This is a genomic window from Sporomusa sp. (genome assembly GCF_057736855.1).
Map to the genome: position 1 here is coordinate 1 of NZ_JBYKYF010000381.1, position 2,495 is coordinate 2,495.

2 protein-coding genes are annotated in these 2,495 nt (G+C 44.3%); both read right to left on the minus strand.

From position 1 onward, the window contains the following. The coding region (gene recQ, locus AC29Z1_RS16530) for a DNA helicase RecQ (protein ID WP_488272549.1) at window positions 1-1,853 on the minus strand (1,853 nt) is incomplete at its 3' end. Between the two features lie 24 nt (window positions 1,854-1,877). After that, window positions 1,878-2,366, minus strand: a complete 489-nt coding sequence (locus AC29Z1_RS16535) for a prolyl-tRNA synthetase associated domain-containing protein (protein ID WP_488272550.1) — start codon at window positions 2,364-2,366, stop codon at window positions 1,878-1,880. Window positions 2,367-2,495: the final 129 nt, after the last annotated feature.

Here is a 2,495-nt window from a genome sequence, read left to right on the forward strand (position 1 = left end):
GTCTCAGGCTTGCTAGGCTTTTTACTTGCTTTTTTTGTCAATGCAGTAGCAGCCATCGCCACAGTACTGCTTGCAGCAGCCATGTTTTGTTCCAGATAATTAAGGATAACCGTCAAAAATTCCTTGCCATACTTTTGCAGTTTCAACTCACCAACACCCTTTATCTGGCGCATGGCAATAAGATCAGCCGGACGATGCTCACTCATCTCCCGTAAGGTACTGTCAGCAAATATGACAAACGGCGGTACTCCTTCCCGCTCAGAAATGCTTTTGCGGCATTTGCGCAGCAATTCAAATAGAGTATCATCCGCTGCAGGCTGGCGTTCGGTAAAGACTTTCTGCCAAACCTGAGCTTGATTTTTTAGCACCGGCACTGCACTAGGCTCAAGTTTTACTACCGGATACTCACTTTCCGTCAATCGCAAATAGCCTGTGGCTACCAGGCGTTGAATAAGGGTTTTAATATCCTGGACTGTGCGCTGGGCCATCAAGCCATAGGTCGGTAAGCGATCCAAACCCAGTTGTTGGATTTTTTGGTTTTTAGAGCCTTTCAGTACGTCGGCAATAACCGAAATTCCGAAACGTTCTTTCAAACGAACAACACAGGAAAACACCTGCTGGGCATCAATAGTAATATCCACCTGCTCACCGTCAGCCAGACAATTACCGCAATGACCGCAGCCCGGTCCGGCCGTAAATTCGCCGAAATAATTTAATATATACTGACGCAGACAGTCAGGTGTATGACAATAATCCACCATATCCTGCAGCTTTTTCAATTCATGCTGCTTTCGTTCCTGATTCTCAACAGACTTATCTATCAAAAACCGCTGCAATAATGGGTCCTGCGGCCCGTACAGCAGGATACATTCGCCAGGCTCACCATCCCGCCCGCTGCGTCCGGCTTCCTGATAATAAGATTCCATATTTTTCGGCATATTGTAATGCACTACATAACGCACATTGGATTTGTCAATCCCCATGCCAAAGGCATTGGTAGCCACCATAACCCGGATATCGTCATAGAGAAACTGCTCCTGCTGGCTCATTCGTTCTTCATCACTTAACCCGGCATGATATCTGCCGACAGCATAGCCCTTTTTTCTTAAGAGTTCATATAGCCCGTCAACTTCTTTCCGCGTAGCCGCGTAAATAATCCCGGAATGATTAGCATTTGCTTTTACGTATTGTAAGATAAACTGCTGTTTGTTTTCACCGCGCAAAACGGAAAATGACAAGTTGGGACGATCAAATCCGGTGATATGAACTTGGGGCCACTTGAGGGCCAATAGATTCTCGATGTCTTTCTTTACCTCTGGGGTTGCGGTGGCAGTAAATGCACCAATAACCGGCCTATTAGGCAAACTGGCGATAAACGAGCTAACCGCCCGATAACTGGGACGAAAATCATGCCCCCATTGCGAAACACAGTGGGCCTCGTCCACTGCCAACATACTGATATTGAGTTCGCCAACCACTGCCTGGAACCAGTCGGTAGTTAACCGTTCAGGCGCTACATAGACCAGCTTGTAGCGACCAGCTCGCATATTCTGCAGCCGTCTGCCAGCCTCAGAGCCTGTCAGCGAACTATTGATAAAGGTAGCTGGTATCCCCTGTGCGCTTAATGCATCCACCTGGTCTTTCATCAGTGAAATTAGCGGCGAAATGACTATTGTAACTCCCTGCTGCAGTAAGGCTGGTACTTGAAAACACAGCGACTTACCTGCACCGGTCGGCATAATGGCAAGTGTATCTTTGCCGGCAAGCAAACTGGCAATGATTTTTTCTTGTCCTGGTCGGAACTCATCATAACCATAAAATTTTTTTAATATTTCCCGAGCTTTTGTCAACATTATTTTATATCTCCAGTTTTAAAATTAATCCAAATCACACATAACAACGGTATTTCCATGAGCCTGTATCAGTTTTTTAATATCCGCAACAGCGATAAAGATTGTCGCCGTATTCTCCATAGGATGAATGCCGATTCGCTGATTTTCCAGGCTTTTATCAAATACTACGATAACATTTCTCTCAGCATTATTCAAAACCCCCAGCGGAGTTACATGGCCTCTTTCCAACAGCAACAATTCTTTAAGCGACTGCTCGCTGGCAAAACGCAGCTTGCGGCTTGATATTCTTTCACTCAGACTTTTTAGATTGACGGTCTTAGTTCCATGCACGGTAACTAAATAATAATTTTTCTTCTTATCATCGCACAAAAATAAGTTTTTTACAATCTGCTCTTTATGAGGAATAGTTAGCGCATCCAGTTCCTCAATGGTATAAACAGCAGGGTGTTCATAGGCTTCATAGGTAAACTGATATTTATTTAAAAGGTCATATAAGCTTTTTTTGTCTAACATTTTAACCTCGCCATCGTATGCTGTTTGCTTTCATTATACAAAACTCCTGCCTAAGTGCAAAAATCAGGCAGTAAGTTACTACTTGCAAACTAGCAATAGTGTCGTTATGATATAAAAACAGCCCAATCC

Excerpts from the sequence above, each read along its gene's own strand:
- AC29Z1_RS16535 (WP_488272550.1), bottom strand. The coding sequence starts at position 2,366 with ATGTTAGACAAAAAAAGCTTATATGACCTTTTAAATAAATATCAGTTT.